18 protein-coding genes and 5 tRNA genes are annotated in these 19667 nt (G+C 43.1%); 15 read left to right on the forward strand and 8 right to left on the reverse strand.

All coding sequences use genetic code 11. The annotated features are described in order from the left end of the window. Window positions 1-11 precede the first annotated feature (11 nt). The 4 genes from metG to HMPREF9193_RS00350 all read left to right on the forward strand — a co-directional run bounded on the left by metG (window position 12) and on the right by HMPREF9193_RS00350 (window position 678). Entirely contained in the window at window positions 12-347 is a 336-nt protein-coding gene (gene metG, locus HMPREF9193_RS00335) for a methionine--tRNA ligase subunit beta (RefSeq protein WP_021686040.1), read from the forward strand. Window positions 348-424: 77 nt separating this feature from the next. Next, window positions 425-496: transfer RNA gene (locus tag HMPREF9193_RS00340), tRNA-His, on the forward strand. A 20-nt stretch (window positions 497-516) separates the two neighbouring features. Further along, window positions 517-590: transfer RNA gene (locus tag HMPREF9193_RS00345), tRNA-Arg, on the forward strand. A 15-nt stretch (window positions 591-605) separates the two neighbouring features. Beyond that, window positions 606-678, forward strand: a tRNA-Lys gene (locus tag HMPREF9193_RS00350). A gap of 74 nt (window positions 679-752) precedes the next feature. On the opposite strand, the gene HMPREF9193_RS00355 is transcribed toward HMPREF9193_RS00350, so the two are convergent. The 3 genes from HMPREF9193_RS00355 to HMPREF9193_RS00365 are packed head-to-tail and all read right to left on the reverse strand — an operon-like array spanning window position 753 to window position 2893. Further along, on the reverse strand, window positions 753-1271 hold the full coding sequence (locus HMPREF9193_RS00355) for a hypothetical protein (protein WP_156882428.1): 519 nt from the start codon (window positions 1269-1271) through the stop codon (window positions 753-755). A 10-nt stretch (window positions 1272-1281) separates the two neighbouring features. Then, on the reverse strand, window positions 1282-1797 hold the full coding sequence (locus HMPREF9193_RS00360; protein ID WP_021686042.1) for a hypothetical protein: 516 nt from the start codon (window positions 1795-1797) through the stop codon (window positions 1282-1284). Between the two features lie 4 nt (window positions 1798-1801). Further along, window positions 1802-2893, reverse strand: coding sequence for a hypothetical protein (locus tag HMPREF9193_RS00365; protein ID WP_021686043.1), 1092 nt, complete (start codon window positions 2891-2893; stop codon window positions 1802-1804). Between the two features lie 328 nt (window positions 2894-3221). Between HMPREF9193_RS00365 and HMPREF9193_RS00370 the strand changes: the two genes are divergently transcribed. The 5 genes from HMPREF9193_RS00370 to clpX all read left to right on the forward strand — a co-directional run bounded on the left by HMPREF9193_RS00370 (window position 3222) and on the right by clpX (window position 6768). Further along, window positions 3222-3302: transfer RNA gene (locus HMPREF9193_RS00370), tRNA-Leu, on the forward strand. Window positions 3303-3343: 41 nt separating this feature from the next. After that, a tRNA-Gly gene (locus tag HMPREF9193_RS00375) sits at window positions 3344-3415 on the forward strand. A 91-nt stretch (window positions 3416-3506) separates the two neighbouring features. Beyond that, on the forward strand, window positions 3507-4871 hold the full coding sequence (gene tig, locus HMPREF9193_RS00380; RefSeq protein ID WP_021686044.1) for a trigger factor: 1365 nt from the start codon (window positions 3507-3509) through the stop codon (window positions 4869-4871). Window positions 4872-4898: 27 nt separating this feature from the next. Further along, on the forward strand, window positions 4899-5510 hold the full coding sequence (gene clpP, locus HMPREF9193_RS00385; protein ID WP_021686045.1) for an ATP-dependent Clp endopeptidase proteolytic subunit ClpP: 612 nt from the start codon (window positions 4899-4901) through the stop codon (window positions 5508-5510). Further along, a complete protein-coding gene (gene clpX / locus HMPREF9193_RS00390; protein ID WP_021686046.1) occupies window positions 5503-6768 on the forward strand; it encodes an ATP-dependent Clp protease ATP-binding subunit ClpX in 1266 nt (421 codons plus the stop codon). Before clpP ends, clpX begins: the two co-directional genes overlap by 8 nt. Window positions 6769-6782: 14 nt before the next feature. On the opposite strand, the gene HMPREF9193_RS00395 is transcribed toward clpX, so the two are convergent. Then, window positions 6783-7904 (reverse strand): glycosyltransferase family 4 protein, encoded by a 1122-nt coding sequence (locus tag HMPREF9193_RS00395; RefSeq protein WP_021686047.1) that lies wholly within the window; start codon window positions 7902-7904, stop codon window positions 6783-6785. 49 nt (window positions 7905-7953) lie between these two features. Then, window positions 7954-8991: a YeiH family protein gene (locus HMPREF9193_RS00400; RefSeq protein WP_040847148.1), complete on the reverse strand. Its 1038-nt coding sequence runs from the start codon at window positions 8989-8991 to the stop codon at window positions 7954-7956. An 82-nt stretch (window positions 8992-9073) separates the two neighbouring features. On the opposite strand from HMPREF9193_RS00400, the gene smpB reads away from it, so the two are divergent. Together smpB and HMPREF9193_RS00410 are read left to right on the forward strand one after the other, a co-directional pair. Further along, window positions 9074-9544 (forward strand): SsrA-binding protein SmpB, encoded by a 471-nt coding sequence (smpB, locus tag HMPREF9193_RS00405; protein WP_021686049.1) that lies wholly within the window; start codon window positions 9074-9076, stop codon window positions 9542-9544. Next, on the forward strand, window positions 9541-10386 hold the full coding sequence (locus tag HMPREF9193_RS00410; protein ID WP_021686050.1) for a TP0183 family DNA metabolism protein: 846 nt from the start codon (window positions 9541-9543) through the stop codon (window positions 10384-10386). The genes smpB and HMPREF9193_RS00410 overlap by 4 nt, the downstream gene beginning before the upstream one ends. A gap of 29 nt (window positions 10387-10415) precedes the next feature. On the opposite strand, the gene HMPREF9193_RS00415 is transcribed toward HMPREF9193_RS00410, so the two are convergent. Further along, a complete protein-coding gene (locus HMPREF9193_RS00415) occupies window positions 10416-11018 on the reverse strand; it encodes an L-threonylcarbamoyladenylate synthase (RefSeq protein WP_021686051.1) in 603 nt (200 codons plus the stop codon). Continuing rightward, window positions 10999-11454 carry an FtsB family cell division protein gene (locus tag HMPREF9193_RS00420; protein ID WP_021686052.1) on the reverse strand — a complete coding sequence of 152 codons (456 nt, stop codon included), beginning with the start codon at window positions 11452-11454 and terminating at the stop codon, window positions 10999-11001. Before HMPREF9193_RS00420 ends, HMPREF9193_RS00415 begins: the two co-directional genes overlap by 20 nt. Window positions 11455-11593: 139 nt before the next feature. Between HMPREF9193_RS00420 and HMPREF9193_RS00425 the strand changes: the two genes are divergently transcribed. From HMPREF9193_RS00425 to HMPREF9193_RS00440, 4 genes are read left to right on the forward strand one after another with little or no spacing between them, the layout of a single operon-like run. Beyond that, window positions 11594-14011, forward strand: a complete 2418-nt coding sequence (locus tag HMPREF9193_RS00425) for a midas domain-containing protein (RefSeq protein ID WP_021686053.1) — start codon at window positions 11594-11596, stop codon at window positions 14009-14011. Then, the gene (locus HMPREF9193_RS00430; RefSeq protein ID WP_021686054.1) at window positions 14012-14896 is read left to right on the forward strand and encodes a hypothetical protein; all 885 of its coding nucleotides are present in this window, start codon (window positions 14012-14014) and stop codon (window positions 14894-14896) included. Further along, window positions 14880-16493, forward strand: coding sequence for a 6-hydroxymethylpterin diphosphokinase MptE-like protein (locus tag HMPREF9193_RS00435; RefSeq protein WP_021686055.1), 1614 nt, complete (start codon window positions 14880-14882; stop codon window positions 16491-16493). Before HMPREF9193_RS00430 ends, HMPREF9193_RS00435 begins: the two co-directional genes overlap by 17 nt. Continuing rightward, window positions 16486-18201 (forward strand): 6-hydroxymethylpterin diphosphokinase MptE-like protein, encoded by a 1716-nt coding sequence (locus HMPREF9193_RS00440; RefSeq protein WP_021686056.1) that lies wholly within the window; start codon window positions 16486-16488, stop codon window positions 18199-18201. Before HMPREF9193_RS00435 ends, HMPREF9193_RS00440 begins: the two co-directional genes overlap by 8 nt. On the opposite strand, the gene HMPREF9193_RS00445 is transcribed toward HMPREF9193_RS00440, so the two are convergent. After that, window positions 18189-19646: a sulfatase family protein gene (locus HMPREF9193_RS00445; RefSeq protein ID WP_021686057.1), complete on the reverse strand. Its 1458-nt coding sequence runs from the start codon at window positions 19644-19646 to the stop codon at window positions 18189-18191. The genes HMPREF9193_RS00440 and HMPREF9193_RS00445 overlap by 13 nt on opposite strands. Between the last annotated feature and the right edge of the window lie 21 nt (window positions 19647-19667).

Consider the following 19667-nt stretch of genomic DNA (forward strand, 5'->3'; position numbering starts at 1 on the left):
CGGGAGCACCTATGAACACTATAGAATACGAAGATTTTGCAAAACTTGATATGCGCGCCGGAACAATCGTTTCGTGCGAAAAAGTTGAAAACGCCGAAAAATTGTACAAAATCATGGTTGATGTCGGCGAAGCGCAACACAGACAAATCGTATCCAGTTTAGTCGATTACTACACGGCAGAAGAATTAGTCGGCAAGCGCATAATCGTTTTGGTAAACCTTAAACCGCGGAAAATGCGCGTCATAGAATCACAAGGTATGCTGTTGTGCAGCGAAAGCGAAGACGGAGCAACATGCGTATTGCTTAAACCGGAAAAAGACGTAAAACCGGGAACGCCGGTTACTTGACCAAAATACCGCGGTTTTGATATACTGCTTCGGTATCGCGTAGGCTTGCGTATGCTTTGCCGTGCGGTACTGTTTCGGTGCCCGTAGTTCAGGGGTAGAGCGCCAGATTGTGGATCTGGTTGTCGAGGGTTCAAATCCCTTCGGGCACCCGAGCGGATATCCGCTTAATGCGTTCGTAGCTCAGCCGGATAGAGCAACGGACTTCGAATCCGTAGGTCGCACGTTCGAACCGTGTCGGACGCGCTAACAGCATACAACGGGCCATTAGCTCAGCTGGTAGAGCAACAGACTCTTAATCTGTGGGTCGCTGGTTCGAAGCCGGCATGGCTCAAAAAAAGGATTTTCAAATATTAATTTGAAAATCCTTTTTTTATTTAGAAAAAAAAACATTAGTCTGCAAAACTTTTACACAAACGGACCGAAGCGTTTCTGTTCAACGCGAATAAGCGTATCCTTAAACTCCGTTCCGTTTAGAGTACAACTGACATAATAACATCGATCTTTTACATCTTCGGTTTTTATCGGGCGGTCAAATCCGAAAAAATACTGATAATAACCGTTATCCGTCATTTTTTCCGCTTTGTATAGCTGGATTTTATCAGAATCGACATCCTCTGCAGTAAAAATAATTTTACCATTTTCGTCTTTTACTGTAAAATCCGAGATTTTTATAGAGGGTGCTTTTCCCGTTTTATTATAAAAAGCCGTACAAACCGAATAAAAGTTATCTTCAGCTTCAAAACAATCGTTAAAATATACGAACACCAGATTTTCATTAAACAAATGTTCGTTAGAAAACTTATATTTTTTCCCCGATATAAAATCCAATTCATCTTTACTGTAATATCTGGTTATAGTATAAGTTTTGCAAGAATTAAAAAACATAAGCACTCCCAATAAAACCCAAAAAATATACTTATTCATCGGCTTACCGTTATACAAATGTGCTCCCATATTTTTTTTCAACACGAATAAGCGTATCTTTGAACTCAGTTCCGTTTAGAGTACAATTGATATAATAGCATCGATCTTTTATATCTTCAGCTTTTATCGTACGGTCAAATCCGAAAAAATAGCGGTAATAACCGTTGTCCGTCATCTTTTCCGCTTTGTATACTCGAACATTATCCGAACCAATATCTTCCGCCGTAAAAACGATATTGCCGCTTTCATCTTTTACCGTAAAATCGGAAATTTTTATAGAGGGTGCTTTTTCCGTTTTATTATAAAATTCCATACCTACTACATACCACTCGGTTTCATAATCACCGCGTTTAACAAAATATACAAACACTAAATTGTCATCAAATGTGCGTCTTTGAACAAATTCATAATTGTCTTTTTTAAACAGTTTTAAATCTTTGCTCTCATAAGTGATTACTAATGTATAAAAACAAGAAGTAAAAGACATAAGCGCTCCCAACAAAATAACAAACTTATATTTATTCATCGGCTTACCGTTCGTTTCCCAATGCGTAATAGGGAAGCATATCGCAAAAAAAATGTCCGGTACCCGTTACCAAGAATTTACTTCCGCCGGTTATAAAATTTCTCATCCCTTTAAAATCGGTAATACTGTCAGGGGCAGAAGGATTAATAGACGGTGTTGCATAATTATAGGTTCCTTTATATTGACTGTCCGTATACAATTCATACGAGCCGTCCGATGAAAAATCTTTAGTATATACCGCCTCTCTACCGTCTGTATTGACAAATTTTAATTCCGGGCTTCCTATTCCGTTTTGGTGATATTTTGACTTCCATTCATCTTCCAATCGCCAATCTTCTCTATCCCTACTTAATTCATCATAAGACGGTAAGTTTTTATTTTTTGCATCTCGGTCTTCATAGTGCCATTTTGTTGCTTGTTTCCATAAGTGTTTTGCAGCCCCTGCTGATTTTTCGTATATCTTATCAACAGCTTGTATCGTTCCCTTCTGCCGTTCTGTAGCGGCAATATTTACACTATCGATTACATCGTCAAAAAAGTCACGTACCTTTGTTACAAAATTTCTTTTTTTCCCGGAGATGCTGCCGCTGTTTTTTTTCGTCATCGCATAAGTGCTTCCGTTTTTTTCTTGCTCCGCTTCTTTTATTTTTTGTCTAAGCTCTCGTGCTTTAGCACTCGGATACCGCCTGTGCGCAATGCTGCTTAATACATCGCTTTTTTGTACCGTGCAACCGGAAACTGTATTTGTCGATACAACGCTTTTGTTTTTGTTCTTCGAAACAGCTCCGGCAAACCACGAAACTTTTTTGGGCTGACCGGACGTCGAATTGTATTTGTTTCCGGAAGATACAAAAGAACCGCTCGAATAGCTTCTTCTTTGCCGCCTTTGTGCGCTGTAAGAACTGCAGGATGAACCGGCGGAACTTGAACTGCTGCTTGAACCGCTTGGACTCGATGAACAGCGGCTTTTGCTTCTCATACGGCCGCCGTTAATTTGTAAAAGCTCTTCAAAACTCAATTCCCTTATACCGTATAAGGCAAGCTCTTCCGTTGTCGGCATGTGCTGTACTTTTGTACATAGAATTTTCTTAAACATAATTGCTCCTGTAAAATTCGAAAATTAAACGGCTATCCGTTTTTCGGTAGGAGTTTACGCAAAGCTGTTATATGTAAAAGAAAGGCGTGCGGCATTTATATTCAATGCCAAATACTTTTTCTACCTACTGTATTTTATACGCTGTTTTTTCTTTTTGTCAAGAAAAAAATTATTCATATAACGCCGCACAAAATTGAGTGCGCCGCAAAAGGCAGCAGAACGATGCAAATCAATTTTGCCTAAAACCTGCTTACCGATGCTTGACTTTTTTTTTAGCTTTTGCTATAGTAAATACGTTCGTAAGGGTATGTTTTGCTGCCTGCTAAGGGCGAGAGTGGTGAAATTGGCAGACACGCCGGATTTAGGTTCCGGTGCCCTAGGCATAAGGGTTCAAGTCCCTTCTCTCGCATAGTCTTTTGACCGTGCGAAACGCTTGAAGCGTTTTTACTTGCGGGAATAGCTCAGTGGTAGAGCGCCACCTTGCCAAGGTGGATGTCGCGGGTCCGACTCCCGTTTCCCGCTCGAAGCGAAAGGCGGTTCGGAGAAATCTGAATCGCCTTTTTTTTTCTTAATTTTTACGTACGGCTTTTAAAAGCCGTAAAAAGGAAACGCTGTGAACACAACAAAAAAAATCGAAGTGCTTGAAAATTCGGCAGTAAAACTGACCATAACGGTTGCCCAAAAAGACGTAGAAGAAAACTACAATCAAACCCTTAATAAATACGCAAAATCCTTGCAGATTCCGGGCTTCCGCAAGGGCAAAGCCCCAAAATCGGTTTTGGAACGCAAATACGGAGACGCACTTAAAGCGGATTCAGTATCCGAAACGGCGGAAAAAGCGCTTGAGCAAGTATTTGAAGATATCGATAAAAACGACAAAGATAACCGTCCGCTGCCGTATGCACAGCCGGTAATGGAAAAAGCGCCCGATGCGGACATTTCAAAAGACCTTGAGTTCAGTGTTGTATACGATGTTATGCCGAAAGTCAGCGTAAAACATATAAACGGCATAACTATACAAGAACCGCAAGTAAAAATCGGAGATGCGGAACTGAACAAAGAACTTGAAGAAATCCGCGAACGCAATGCAATGGTTGTAGACAAAAAAGACGGTGAAAAAGCTGCAAAAGGCGATGTGGTTACCGTAGATTATTGGGAAATCGGCGACGACGATGCTATGGTAGCAAACACTAAACGCGAAGACTTTGTATTTACCCTAGGAAGCGGTCAAAATATTTACGGTTTTGATGATGATATTATCGGTATGAAAAAAGGCGATACAAAAACAATCGTTAAAACGTGGAAAAAAGATGATAAAGACGCCGACTTAGCCGGTAAAACAAAAAAAATCGGCATAACGCTTAAAGCGTTAAAATTGCGCAATGTGCCCGATTTGGACGACGAATTGGCGCAGGACGTAAACGAAAAATATAAAACACTTGCCGATATGAAAGCGGACATCAGCAAAAACTTAAATAAAACACTTGAAACTAAATTACGCGAAATAAAGTCAAATGCCCTCCTTGAACAGCTGATAGAAAAAAATCCGATTACACTGCCCGCTTCTATGGTACAAGCGGAAACACAAGCACGCTGGCAGATGATGGCGCGCCAATTTCAGATAGCTCCCGACCAGCTTGAAAAAATGGTAGGCGCAAGCGGACAAAAAAAAGAAGATATGCTTAAACAATGGGCAGGCGATTCGGAAAAAATGCTTAAAGGCAGACTTATTGTAGAAAACCTTCTTAAAGAACGCAACATCACTGTAACGCCTGAAGACGTGGAAGCCGAATACGCAAAAATTGCAAACGGCGCAGGAATTTCGCTTGATGAAGTAAAAAAACACTATGCGGATGCATCAAAAAAAGAGTATCTTATAGATGATATGAAAGAACAAAAACTGTACGATCAGTTGTTTTCCGAAATTAAAATTACCAAAGGCGAAAAAACAACGTTTGAGGATTTGTTCAAAAAATAACACACGCATATCGATGTTGAGGACAGCATGAACGAAAAAATGAGCAGCTTGGTTCCCTATGTCATTGAACAAACGGGAAACGGCGAGCGGTCATACGATATTTTTTCCCGTCTTTTAAAAGACAGGATTATCTTTGTAGACGGTGAAATCAGCGATGTAACGGCAGATCTTATCGTTGCCCAAATTTTATTTTTGGAATCGCAAAACCCCGAAAAAGACATCAGTATGTATATCAACAGCCCCGGCGGTTCGGTTACCGCAGGACTTGCGATTTACGATACAATGCAGTACGTAAAAAGCGATGTGCAAACGATTTGTTTGGGACAAGCGGCAAGCATGGGCGCCATTCTTTTAGCGGGAGGCACAAAAGGTAAGCGTTTTGCCCTGCCCTCATCACGGGTAATGATTCACCAGCCTTGGGGCGGAGCGCAAGGGCAAGCCGCAGACATTGCCATTCAAGCAAAAGAAATCGTGCGCTTAAAAAAAATGACCATCGATTATTTTGCTTTCCACACCGAAAAAAAACCGCAACAAGTTGCCCAAGATATGGAACGCGATTTTTATATGAGCGCACAAGAAGCGCTTGATTACGGTATTGTAGACAGTATTATGGCAGCAAGGAGGCAGTCCAATGGCTAAGTTTAAAAATTCTTTTTCTCAGCAAATCTGCTCCTTTTGCGGTCAACCGGCAGGAAAAACGCGCCATTTAGTAGCCGGTCCCGACGGTATTTGTATATGCGACCAATGTGTTGCCGTATGCCAAACTATACTCGACGAAGAAAAAACCGAACTTTCGCCTATAGAATTAACCGAAGTACCCTCACCTAAAGAATTTAAAGAATATTTGGATCAATACGTTGTCGGTCAAGACTATGCAAAAAAAGCCCTTGCCGTTGCGGTATACAACCACTACAAACGCATGTCGCAAAAAGCGCAGGGACGCGATAAAAATGCAGACGATGTACAAATAGAAAAATCGAATATTTTGCTTATAGGACCGACCGGATCGGGAAAAACCCTTTTAGCAAAAACGCTTGCACAAAAATTAAAAGTTCCTTTTGCTATTGCCGATGCCACAACGCTTACCGAAGCCGGTTACGTAGGAGAAGACGTTGAAAACGTACTTTTAAAACTGATAAATGCGGCAAACGGCAATGTCGCCGCCGCAGAACGAGGCATCATTTTTATAGACGAAATCGACAAAATTTCACGCCGCTCGGAAAATGTATCCATTACCCGCGATGTTTCCGGCGAAGGCGTACAACAAGCGCTTTTAAAAATCATTGAAGGTACCCGAGCGGGCGTGCCTCCGCAAGGCGGCCGTAAACACCCCAATCAAGAGCTTATCGATATCGATACGACCAATATTTTGTTTATCTGCGGCGGCGCTTTTGTCGGTCTCGATAAAACGGTCGAAGCGCGCATTCACCAGCATACGGTAGGCTTCGGCGCATCGGTTGATATGCTTTCCGAAGACCAAAAGGCAGAGCTTTTAAATCAAACCATCCCCGACGATTTGGTAAAATTCGGTCTTATCCCCGAATTGGTCGGACGGCTTCCCATAAGCGTAGCGCTAAAAGAATTAACACGTGAAGATTTGGTGCGCATTCTTACCGAACCGCGCAACGCAATTACCAAGCAATTTAAAGCTTCGTTTGCAATGGACGATGTGGAATTGGATTTTACCGCCGATGCCATAAATGCAATAGCCGAAAGCGCGATTGCACAAAAAACCGGAGCACGCGGCTTGCGTTCCATAGTAGAAAAATTGCTGTTGGATACTATGTTTGAAGCGCCTTCGATTAAGGGTAGAAAAAAACTGACCATTACCAAAGAAATCGTCAACAAACAACAAGAAGCAAGCACGCAGCTGACGTGCGTGCAAAAAACGGCTTAATAAAAAACAAGGGGTTAAAAAGCTAAAGACATCAACAGCTCTACCGTTTTTTCAGCCGTTTTTTCCCACGAAAAGCGCTTTACCCACTCAAAACCGCTTTTAAGCAATTTAGCGCGCAATTTTTCATCAGTTATAATTGCTTCAATAGCCGAACTCATTTGCTCAATATCGTCGCTGTTAAAATACAGCGCGCAATCTCCTGCAATTTCGGGTAAAGAACCTGCTTTTGCGCATGCAACCGGCACACCGGAAGCCATCGCTTCAATTACCGGAAGCCCCACTCCTTCGGCGACGGACGGAAATATGCACGCTTCAGACGCCGAATACAATTCGGGAAAATCTTTATACGGAAAATAGCCGGTTATAAATATATCGCACGCATACTCGCTTAAAGCGGCTTCTTTGTGAACGCTCTCGGCATAATCGTCTTCGCTTCCTGCAAGCACCAAACGGTGCGGTAATCCTGTTTTCTTTTTAAACAAAGAAAACGCACGTATCAGTTCAATATGTTTTTTTTCGCTTTTAGATAAGCGCGAAGCGTAAATAATATAGGGTTTTTTTATGGCAAAAGGTTGAATGCTCAGCGTATCACTTGCAATTGCAGGGCGCGGATAAAACATACTGTGGTCTATGCCGTTGTAAATCACTTCGATTTTTTCCTGCGCAAAGCCCAAATTTACTAAATTTTTACGGATGTACCGGCTCGGTGCAATAATTTTTTCAGCTTTTTTTAGAGATTGTATAAAAAGTTTGGATATCCACGTTTTGCCGTTAAAAGAAGTTGTTTGTTCGTTCAGTATATCGTGCACTACTGCAACGCCAGGAGTTTTACGTGTATAGCGTACAATTCTTGAACCTGCAGGAAACAAAACAGCGTTGTATTTTTGTTTTGCGGCAAAACGTTCCGCCGCGAACAGATGCCACATTTGTTCGGCAGTTACACTGTCCGGAATCTGAACGGCGCTGTACGACACACGGCCGTCGCCCGGATCGAATGTGTAGCGGTCGATTTCCGCACCGAACAAATCATACGTACAGCCTTTATCAAGCGGAAGATTTTTTACCAAAGAAAGCACATACGAGCCGAATCCCGACCGCCCGTGATCGCAGCCGAACACATCTATGCCGATATTCATATCTTATAGTATAGCATACATTATCCGTCTGCGCTACACAGTCAAAGGGCTACCATATCCCCATAAAATGCTGCATAAACAAACTGACGGCGGTAATTGCAATCCAGCAAACGGCTCCGAGAAAAAGTGGTTTTCCGCCGGTTTTAATGAGTTTTACCATGTCGCTGTTTAAGCCAACCGCCGCCATCGCTTCTACAATCAAAAACTTGCTCAAGTTTTTTAACGGGATAAACGTTTCGCTTTTTACGCCGAATTTCAGCGCGATTGTTGTAATTAAAGATGCTGTAATAAAATACAAAATAAAAAACGGAAATATCTTTTTTATGCTAAGCGAAGTCCCTGCACCGCCGCTTTTTTTTGCCGTTCGCGTGCGCATAAGTGCAAGGGCAAAGGTAATCGGAATAATGGCAAGCGTCCGCGTCAATTTAACCGTAACGGCTTTGTCAAGCGTTTGAGAACCGAGCTTCCACATACTGTCCCACGTGGAAGCGGCTGCGGTAACGGACGATGTGTCGTTTACGGCAGTACCTGCAAAAATGCCGAACGCTTCACCCGTTACAGTGTTAAAACCGATGAGTTTTCCGAAAATCGGAAAAACAAGCGCAGCAAGCACATTAAAAAAGAAGATAACCGAAATCGCTTGCGCAACTTCTTCATCGCTTGCTTCTATGACGGGCGCCGTCGCAGCAACCGCAGAACCTCCGCAAATCGACGAGCCGACTCCGACAAGCGTCGAAATCCGTGCGGGAATTTTAAACACTTTTTGTAAAATAAACGCCGTCAAAAGAGACGCCGCAATCGTGCAAACGATAATCGGAAGCGACTGCTTACCCGTTTGTAAGATAACCGTATAGTTCAATCCGAAGCCCAAAAGAACGACCGCCCATTGCAGCACTTTTTTGGAAACAAACTTAATGCCGTTATCGAATGCACCCTTGCTTTTCCAAAAAACCGTGACGAGCATTCCGCACAAAATTGCAATTACCGGTCCACCGATAACGGGAGCGGCTTTTCCCAAAAACCACGCAGGAAAGGCTATTGCCGTACAGAAGGCAATTCCCAGTCCGTTTTTTTTGATAAAATCCATATTTCCCACTTTATATACATCCAAAGTTGTTGTCAATTGCCGGCTACTTGTGAGTTTTTCGCACATAGCGTATACTGTTGATATGAATTCTGCCGGCATAAAAATGATTGCACAAAACAAAAAAGCGCGTTTTAACTATACCGTTGAAGATTCTGTAGAATGCGGCATAGAGCTTAAAGGTACGGAAGTTAAATCGGTAAAAGCCGGCAATATATCTTTTCCGGATGCGTTCGCCGAAATTACAGACGGAGAAGTATGGGTAAAGCAAATGCATATCGGCGAATACGTGTATTCGTCCGTATTTAACCACAACCCCAACCGTCCTAAAAAGCTGCTTTTGCACAAAGATGAAATAAAACGGCTGAACAGAAAGGTTGAAGAAAAAGGGGTAACTTTAATCCCGTTGGATTTTTATCTTAAAAACGGCAGAGTAAAGCTTACACTGGGGTTGTGCCGCGGTAAAAAACAATACGATAAACGCGCCGATATCCGCGAACGGGATGTAAAGCGCGATATACAGCGGGATTTCCGCAGGGGTTTGAACGGTTCATGAAACATAATACGATATATCGCTTAAAACGGTATACGCTGCTTTGGATTATCTGTATTTGTATCGCTTCGGGAAACGCTCAAGCAAGCAAAAGCCCCTTGTATTTTTACGGAGCCGTTTCCGTATCCGGAGACGATGCCGTTATAAAACTGACTCAAGATTTGTTTTTTTCGCAGCTTGAAGCGCTCGATTTATTTGACATACAAGACCGCCGCCAAACGGTATATTCTACAGATATATTAAAACAACATGCCAATACTTCCGATTTGCTTTTTTATGCACAAATATACGAAAAAAAAGGCGAATGGGTATCCGTTTTACACTTGGTGGAAGCGGCGACGGGCAAAGAAGCGGTAACCGAAAAACAATACGACGGCTACTATAAAATTCTTATGGAAGCAAAAAATTCTTTAGCTTCTTTAATTAAAGATTTCGGAAACGGAGAAATTTCGCAAGCCAAACAGGTTTTTCAGCCGCAAACGCCGAACACGGAAAACCTGTCGGGTACATGGTACGGCGAAGAATACATAGATAAAATTATTTTGCTTCGCGGCGGGCGCGGCTTTGTTATATTTAAAAACGGCGCATCGATGAATATCAGCGTCACTATAAGCGGAAAAACGCTTACCGCTTTGCAGCAAAGCAAACCGAACGCTTCCTTTTTCCCCGAAATTCCGCGCGAAGCCGCTTTAATCAATGCGGTAAACGCAGAACCGGTTCGCTGGGAAATGACTATAGAAAGCGAATCTGCTATGAGCGGCGTAAAGTATACCCTTGTAGAAGCAAAAGGAAGCGGACAGCCTTCCGTAACGCAGGGCAGTATAAACGTGCGCTGGCGCCGTTAGCTGTCGAACCTGTACTTTTATCGCATAACTTATACGGTAATTTTTACGCTTCCTTGACGCAGTATTTTTATACTGCCGTCTCTGATATCGACAATAGTTGACGGCAAAGAGGACGGCGGCGTATGCCCATCTACAATGCAAAACACTTCTTTTGAAAACTCTTTTTCCATTTCGTGTACATCGGTTAAAACCGGACAGCCTGAACGGTTTACGCTGGTTGAATACAGCGGTTTGCCGCACAAGCGTATTAAATTGCGAAGCCATTCATCGCAAGGGCAGCGGAAAGCAAGGGAAGTAAGGGGGGCAGTACCGGTATCGCCGCTCATGCGCTCAACGCCGGCGGCACTGCAGCGCTCATCAACTATAAGGGTAATCGGAGCGGGCATAAGATCTTTTATTTTTTGCGGTATACGTGTATCGCTGTATAAAGCAATATCTTCAAGATCGGCTATCAAGCGGATAAACGGTTTTGTTTTATCCCTACCCTTTATCCGCCGTATACGATCTTCACTTTCAGGCACAATGCCGGAAAATCCGTATACCGTATCGGTGGGAATAATAACGATTTGATTTTTTTTTAAAGCTTGACAAACCGTTTGTAAACAAAGGCGATCAGATTTTTGCAGTATCATAACGGTGCAGTACGCATAGCAGCGAATAAGCTAAGTTATATAAGATAAATATTAAAAACGCTATACTTTTTGCAATCCATTCGGGAACAAATATAATTTCAGGACGCATAACACGGGTTCCAGGATCGTATACAAAAGCGGGCGTTTCACTTATGCCGCTTATTTTTACCAAGCGTTCTCCGTCGCGCACAAAGCCCATTTTTTTTGCATAAGCGGCAATAACATCGCTGTCTGAACGTAAAGCATTGTCATCGCTTACCAACTGCCGGTTTAAACGCTGTAACGCTTCCACATGCAAACTTAAAAAAATTTTATGCGCTTTTAATTGATTGTACGCCCATATACCTTCTTGTCCTGCTAAAACCGAAATGCACACATACACAAGCACGGCGCAGCAAATCGATAATAAAAAATGAAAGCGGTTCATATTTTTCATTTTCGGTAACTTTCCCCTTTTACTGAACACAAAAAGTATGTTATAATCAAAGCAAGGAAAAAAATACTATGTGCTTAATAAAAGCCGTTAGTTTACCGATACATAAGTATGCCTATATTTATGTATTCATGGAGCAGTTATGTCTATAGAACAGGAAAACTTCGATAATATTCAAAAAAACGAAACGGAGCTTGACCAATACGGCGTATGGGTAAAAAAAACGCCCGAAAAAATGGATGAAGCCGGCGAAGACTTTTTTTTAGATGACTTGGATTTTGCAAATGAAAGTGCAGTTTCACCGGAAACGGTAAACGAAGAACTGTCCGATGCCACGCTCGATGCAATACTGGACGAACCTTTAGAAACAAACGAAAGCGAAACGATTCAAGACAGTGCAGAAAGTTCAAACGCCGAAATCGAAGATACCTTTATTCCTGAAGATATAATCCCCGAAGCGGAAAATGTAGTTGACGATACAAGCGCTGAAGATATGCAAGACATCCCCCCCATTCCCACTGATGAAGAAATCGAAAAAATGCTTAAAGAATCTTCATCTATGGAAGATATGGAAGAAGTTAACACCGAAGCGCTTGAACAGCCGCAAGAGGAATCTGTAAATAAAAACGAAGCGGAAACTGAAAACAAAGAAAAAACGGAAACATCAGCTTCATCAAAAAGCGGTATCGATGGTATAGAAGAAGTCGACCTTGAAGACTTTTTAGATCCCGTAAGCGAAGAAGATTCCGCAATTACCGACGAAAAACCGCTTAACATAGATCTTTCATTCGGTGAAAATGCCGAAGAGGCGGTTCCCGAAGAATTACCCGTAGACGTTCTCGATACGCAAGACGATGCCGAACCCATTGAAGAGCTTGAAGATATACCGGAAGCAGAAGAAATCGGGCAAAGCGAAATTCAAGAAAAAAGCGACAACAGCGAAGAATTCAGCACAACAAGCGGCACGGGTATAGAAGAAATCGATCTTGAAGATATCGGTATAGAAACCGAAAAAACACCGGAAGAAGTTTCACAACCGGATGAAGCTCCTATAGAAAACATCGATATCGATTCGTTTAACACATACAGCTATGCACCCGAAGAAACAGAAGAAGTTAACACAAGCGAACAAGTGCAGGAAACCGTTGCGGAAGAACAGCCGCTTCAAGAAAAAAGCGAAGGAGAAGCGGTTTACGATATAGCCGTACGCGCAGACGATGACGATCCTTCACAGCACGGCAGCACAACATCGGAAGCGACAATCGGAACAATGAGTTCAAGTTTGCTCGAAAAAATAGCAGGCGAACTTTCTATACTGCGAAAAGATATCACCGATCTTAAAGGCGATTTGAATTCGCTCAAAACCTCTCCTGCCGATTCAAAAACTGCCGAGCTAAGTCTGCCGACAATGGAAAAAAGCCTTATTGAACAAGCCGGCGAACAAACAAATGAAAACCTACAGCATGTGCAAGACGAGACAAGCGGCTTTTTTAGTTCCGATGAAACCGATGATACCATAGCTTTGTCAAACGATGAGCTTAACAACATATTAACCAGTGCCGATTTTACGGCAGAAGAAAATTCTGAAAGTACAGAAAACACGGAAACTGTGGAAGATTTTGCCGCGCAGGATTCCGCTGCGGAAAAAACCGCTTACGCCGATGAACAAACACTTGATGAAAGTACTTCGGCAATAAAAACGGAACTTCCGGATATGGAAAACATCGATACATCGAACTTTCAAGAGCAAGAACTTGAAGAGCCACAGCTTGAAGACATCAATTTTGATATCGATGAAGAAGTAACCGAAAACGTAAGCGAGCAGCTTCCCGATGAAATAGATATTCCCGTTATGGACGACTTGGTAGTAGGCTCTTCCGATGTGGATTTTCTTGAAGAAACGGACAGTCCCAAAGAATTGGATGAAAACACTATACAGTTTTTAGCCGAAAACCCTGACGAACGCCAAGATAAAAATGACGGCGAAATCGAAGATGCGGATATAACGCTTACCAACGAAATTGCAGAACCTGCTACGGAAGAAATAGCCGAAATAGAAATGCCGGCTGAAGATCTTTCAGCGGATGAAACGTTTGCCGAAGAACTTCCGGCAGAAGAGTTGGGTGCTGAAATTGAAGAAAACGATGCCGTTTCGGAAGAAGAAAACGGCGGTGAAGATGAAAACGACGAAGAGGAGATGAGCCAGTATTCTCCCATACACGACGTTTTTGACAGCAATCAATGGCAAGAAGAAGATGAAGTATTTGATGAAATCGAAAACGATTTAAGCAAAACCGAAGACGAAACAAACATGGAAACGGTTGATACGGCTGTACCGCAAAGCACTGTTTTGAGCGCTGAAGATAAAGCGATCGGTGCGGAAGAAAAAGACGGCGAAAAAAATATCATACCGGAAAACATGAGAGAAGATATTAAATCGGTATTGCTGTATATGGATCAATTGCTTGAAAATCTTCCGGAAGATAAAATTCTTGAGTTTGCCAAATCGGAACATTTTACGGTATACAAAAAACTGTTTACGGAACTCGGATTATCCTAAATGGGACTGTACCGCCGTGCGCACGCTTTATTAAATGCAAGCGAAAGCAAAAACACAACGGCAATACCGCTTGACGATTTATTTACCCGCTTTAGGCATTTTGCAGAATCGGGTATAGTCGAGCGTTTTGCCGTTTTAGCGGAGCTGTCGGGCAGTTTTAAAATAGCGTTCAGCTGCGGCTTAAACGCACAAACGGTGCGCAAATCGGTATCCACACGGGACTTTTGGAACGGCACAATCGAAAACGGCGAATGGTATAGATTTACCGGCAGACAGCTTACGCCGTTTTATCAGTTTTTTTCTGCAGCAGACACAGCTTTTTTAACCGAACTGCACATAAAAAAATTGGAAAACACCTTTCCGCAAAGTATCTGTATTGTATTGGGCTCATACGAAAACGCAACGCTAAACAAACTTGTTTCGGACTGTTTGCCTTTTGTTAAAAGTTTAAATGCCGTAAGTCCTTATGTATTTACAGAAAACGGCGGCGCTTTATCGGTAAGAATGAACGTAAAACGCTTGTTTGAACATTCATCTTTTTGTGCCGGTTTATACCTTATCCGTTTAAACAAACTGTTTGAATCGCTTTCTGCCGTTCTTTTACCGAGCGATTTTGCTTTTATTGAAGATGCACTGCTTGCCGCCGTGCGTTCGGCATGTGCTTTTGTACCTCGGTACTTTTGCCGTATAAGCGAAGAAAAAGCACTTATATATGCCGTGCTCGGCGCTCAAAACGGTGAAGAATTCGGCAAGCGCATAAAAAAATCGATACAAGCGCTTTTTGAAAACAAGCGCAGCTCGCTTATAACGGCGGAATTTGCCGGAAAAGCAAACGATGGCGCTTCGCTTTTAAAATTAATAGAAAAATATGACAATTTGCCTTGAAGACAGCAAAAACGGCGGCAAAACATGCACCGTAAACAATCAGTACTTACATTCAAAATACAATCCTCAGCAAGAAGCGCACAAATTCGTTTCGTCCATAGACTGCCCGTTTAATCCTTCATGCGTGCTTGTGCTCGGTCCATGCCTTTCTTATTGCGCTCCCGAACTTGCACGGCGCTTTCCGTCGGTACCCTTATACGCGATCCAATACGATGCGGTATTTTGCGGTAAACAAAACAGCAAAAACACGGTTATTCCGTCTGAAAACGATTGCTGGTCTTATAGTTTTTTATGTACTGCACATACGCGAACTGAAGAACTTTCCGAGCAGTTGTTTTCCGTTATCGGAGAAACAGCCGTTTTTGCCGTACTGCTTGCCGTATGGCAGCCGTCGGAACACGCTTTTAAAACGGAAAACACAACGGCGTGGCAAGCGGTAAAGCTTTTGTTACAAAAAAGTAGGGACGTTCTTGCAACGCGCAGTTTTTTTTCAAAACGCTGGTTAAAAAACAGTATCCGTTTTTGTTTACACGCCCGCAATATATACCGCATACAAAGGGGAAGCAAAAATGTTTTAATTGCGGCATCAGGTCCTTCTCTTGCAGCTTCTCTACCCTTTATAAAAAAACTGCGCAAACACTTTTTTGTAATAGCGCTGTCTTCCGCGTTAAAACCGCTTATACACGCGCACATATATCCGGACCTATGCATGAGTACCGACGGCGGCTTTTATGCGAAAGCTCACTTAAAAGTTTTATACGAACTGCAGCGGCAAGGCATACACATTCCACTCGCCGCTGCGGCAGAAAGCCGTATCGGCAGTTTTTTACTTAACACGCTGCCTGTTATACCGCTTGCGTACGGCGACGGAATAGAAACTATGCTTTTGAATTACTGTAACATACCGTATATGCACGCACTACGCAACGGCAGCGTGAGCGGAACTGCTGCCGATTTTGCATTGCGCATTACAAGCGGCGCCGTATATTTTTGCGGCTTGGATCTTAAAAACGGCACAGGTTATGCGCACACGCTGCCGAACGAATTGGAAAGTACGGCAAGCTTCTACGATACCCGTTTAAAACCGCTAGCATCGCGCACCTATGAGCCCGAATCCGGAGCACTCGATATATACCGCCGCTGGTTTTCCGAAAGAGACGGCGAATTCAATTCACGCGTATTCCGCTTATCGAGTTTGCCTTACGAACACAAGCTCGGCTCAATTACCGATATTTTGTGGCACAATATAAATGCTGAGCTTGCCGGAAAAAAAAGCAAAAGCGGCACGGACGGTAAAAAAAGTAAAACCTGCGCCTGTACTGCACAAAAAAATGCGGACGGCCAGCACATTGTTTTAGCGCTGACTAAAGACAAAACGGACGCTCAAAAACAATGCACCTCTTTTTTACAAGAACAGCACCAAAAAGTTTTAGAACTTAAAGACGAAAAAAGTCAAAAACTGTGGTACGAAAACTGTGCGTGCGCCGAATATCTTTCAACGCTAAAATATCCTGCTTCAAGCGAATTCAAACAAAAGCTTACAAACACCGTATCCGGCATATTCGACGAACTTAAAAGGCTGTGCGCGTATGAATAAAAACGAAACCTCATGCTATGTATCGTGGGCATACTCTAAAACCGGAGATGCGATTCCCTGTTACGAAAACGGCAAAGCCTCGGCATCTTTGTACAGCCCCCAAAAAGAAGCCGAGGGCATAGCAAATTCGGAAGCGTTTAAAAATGCGGGTTTTATTTTAACCGCCGGCATAGGAAGCGCGCATTATTTAAACGAATTAAAAAAACGTTTTCCTAATGCGTTTATCGCCGTAGTAGAAGCAAACAAAGCGTCCGCCGACTTTGTACTGCGTGACAGTAAAGTGTTACTGCATAAAGACATAGCCGTATGTACCGCAAATGAATTATACGATTTTTTGCTGCAGCATTACCTTTTACCTTTACACGGAAACTTTTGTTTTTTTCCGCTCCGCTCGTGGGCAGATGCGAACGAACAACTTGCAGAACAAATAAAACAAACCGTTTCGCGCGCTTTAAAAACCGTATCCGAAGACGTTTCCGTTCAAGCCCATTTCGGAAAAATATGGCATAAAAATATTTTGCAAAACTTGGAACTTTTTTCCCAAGCTCAAAAGCAACAGCGCGCGCTCGATTTTTATACAGCCGATTTCCCCGTGCATAAAACGGCTTTTGTTGCTGCAGCAGGACCGGGTTTGCAAGCTTGCTTTGACGTTTTAAAAAGCGAACGCAACTCCTATTATATAATCGCAACCGATACCGCTTACCGCGCACTAAACGCGCACAATATTATAAGCGATGCAGTTGTAAGCGTTGATCCTCAGCACATTTCCGTTAATCATATACACACACATATATCAAATCAAACGCTGTTTATATGCGATTTATGTTGCAACACCGCTTTAGTGCGCGCTGCGTTTTGTGCAGGATCTCCGCTGCTTTTTTTTAACGCCGGTCATCCTTTGTGCAGTCTTGCAGAACTGTGGTACAAAACATATTCCGCTCCTGATACTTGCGTTACACAAACGGTAGGGGAACAAACTATGCCGGCTCAAACCAGCTGCACTCCGGAAAATAAACTGTTTCCCGTTTTTAACGCTTCAAGCGGTACGGTTACCCTCGCCGCCTTGGATTTTGCAGTGCAAGCGGGGTTTAAACGCATTATAACCGGCGGCGCCGACTTTGCGTATACGGACGGAAAAGCATACACGGCAGGTTCATACTTTGACGCATTGTTCGGTATGCAAAGCACGCGTTTTAATACTTTTGAAAAACAATTTTGTTCTCTGATATTTAGAACGGAAGTAGAACTTATAGATGAACATTTTGCCGAAAAAGGATATACTACACAGCTTTTAAAAAGATACGCACACGCATTTAACGAATTGTGCCGGCGCTTTCCGTATATTGAACGCTTTGAACACATCGCAACGGACAAACATAATGCAGCTGATACAAGCGAAAAAAAAGACCGCTTTATTCAAGCTCAAAGCGGTACGGCAAACACAGCCGGTACTTGCCGTTTGAGTAAATGTTTTGATGAGCAAAAGTTCGGTCAATGGTATGTATCGCGTTTGCAAAACTTGGCAGAACAGCAAAATAGTTTACAAACGCAACACAGCGGCAGTGCAAGCGCAACGGATAAAGCCGTTTTGGCAAGCCTTTTACCCTACAGCGCATGGCTTAAACGTACTCAAAACTTTCATACGCTCACAGCACATACAGCAAAACTGTTAGCCGCATTTGTCCGTTTACATCTTCAATCGGTTTGAGCGTATTTTAGCGGCTTTTCGGCATATATTCCTGCAGAACACAGCTGCCCCAAACCGGTAACGCCTTCTTTTACACCGTCTATATCGGGATTAACGTAGTCGTTAAACCATTTTTCCAATTTGCAGCGCATATCGAGCATAATATCTGCATAGCGTTCATCGTCTATAAGGTTTACGTTTTCTTCCGGATCTTTTTCCAAATCGTACAATTCGTTTTCGCCGTACGGATAGCGGGCAACATATTTATATTTTTTTGAGCGTATCATCCGCACGGGACCGTATTCGTCGAATACAACCACGTGCCCTTCAAAGGACTGCTCGCCTTTAAGTGCGGGAACAAAACTTTTGCCGGGTAAGCGTTCGGTAACTTTAAAATCAAAGCCGAGCATATCGAGGATGGTCGGAAAAAAATCGTATGCGCTTACCGGCACATCGGTTCGGCTTCCTTTGCGTATCATCGGCGGATAGGATATAATAAAAGGTACTTTTACCGACGTATCGTACATATTCATGGGAAATGTGCCGTTGCCCTTACCCCACACGCCGTGGTGCCCCATATTCATACCGTTGTCCGCCGTAAAAATCACTATAGTATTGTCGGTAAGACCTTTTTTATCGAGGGCACTTAAAAGGCGTCCCACATCGGCGTCCATTGCCGAAATCGCCGCAAAATAACCGCGCAGGTTTTCAAAGCGTTTATCGGTACCGTACACGGGAGAACCTGTCAGCCATTTATGATCGGGAACATCGGGAATGCTTTCAAACGTACAGTTTTGATACATGTCGATAAATTCGGCAGGGTGATGTTCCTTTCCCCACGGAGCATGAGGCGCGGTATAGTGTACGCTTAAATAAAACGGCTGTTTTTTTTCGGACAATTCGTCCAAAAATACCAGCGCTTTGTCGGTTATAAGGTTGGTTACGTATTTTCCGTCTTCTACGGTTATATTGCCGTTTTCGACTATATCGGGGTGGTAATAACAACAGCCGCCCATACCTATCGTATACCAATACGAAAAACCGTGCTGCGGGTGGATGCTGTCGCCCAAATGCCACTTTCCCGAAAGAGCGCATGTATAACCGTTTTGGCACAGCACATCGGTGTACGTCGTTTTGCCGGCTAAATACTGAATGGGCTTGTCTTCGTCTCTGTAGCCGCCGCTGTACGGATTTTGTTTTCCCTGCCGCTCGAATTTACTTTTATCCACACTGCCCGAGCGCAGCCAGTCGTGCACGCCGTGAGCTGAGGGGATGGTTCCCGTTAAAAGCGAAGCACGCGCCGGAGAGCACACCGGCGATACGCAAAAGAAATTTTCAAAAAGCATTCCTTTTTGCGCTATGCTATCGATATTCGGCGTATGCAATTCTTTTGTTCCCGCACAGTGAAGCGCCCAGGGTCCCAAATCGTCGCACAAAATAAAAAGTATATTCGGTTTTTCGCTCATTTTTACGTAACAACTCCCTGA

The sequence above is a fragment of the Treponema lecithinolyticum ATCC 700332 genome (assembly GCA_000468055.1).
GTDB classification, from domain to species: domain Bacteria; phylum Spirochaetota; class Spirochaetia; order Treponematales; family Treponemataceae; genus Treponema_C; species Treponema_C lecithinolyticum.